The sequence below is a fragment of the Lysobacter sp. N42 genome (assembly GCF_004344885.1).
Genome location: NZ_SKFB01000158.1, coordinates 1 through 569, shown reverse-complemented (window position 1 = coordinate 569; position 569 = coordinate 1). Strand labels below are relative to the sequence as shown.

General features: G+C 69.1%; 2 protein-coding genes. Both read left to right on the top strand.

Annotated elements, in window-relative coordinates:
- A partial coding sequence (locus EYQ95_RS26305; protein ID WP_207916736.1) for a Smr/MutS family protein occupies nt 1-275 on the top strand: 275 nt, incomplete at its 5' end.
- A gap of 39 nt (nt 276-314) precedes the next feature.
- A partial coding sequence (locus EYQ95_RS26300) for an alcohol dehydrogenase catalytic domain-containing protein (protein WP_165924876.1) occupies nt 315-569 on the top strand: 255 nt, incomplete at its 3' end.

The window sequence follows — 569 nt, the reverse complement described above, 5'->3', positions numbered from 1 at the left end:
GACGCATCGACCTGCATGGCATGACCCGGCAGGCGGCGCATGGGGCGCTTGCCAATTATATCCACCGTGCCGCCGACCGGGGCCTGCGCTGCATTATCGTCATCACCGGCAAGGGCAGCGCCGGCGGCGAGGCCGGCGTGCTGCGCCGCGAGGTGCCGCATTGGCTGAACCAGCCGGACCTGCGTCCGCGCATCGTCAGCTTTGTGCAGGCGCAGCCGCGCCACGGCGGGGCGGGTGCCCTATATGTCCTGTTACGACGTCGCCGGGACGGGTAAGCTGGCCCTCGCGCCAGACCATAGTGCCGGGAGTCGAGCGTGAACCGCCGCATCGTCTACACCCGCGCGGGGGGCCCGGATGTCCTTCGCCTGGTCGAGGAGGCCGTGCCCGAGCCGGAAGCCGGCATGGCGCGTGTGCGCGTCGAGGCAACCGGCGTCGCCTTTGCCGATATTGTTCAACGCAATGGCCTTTATCCGGCGGCGCCGCCCTTCCCTTTCTCGCCCGGCTACGACCTTTGCGGCCACATCGATGCGATCGGGCCGGATAGCGAGACGGATTTGCGTGTCGGCGAC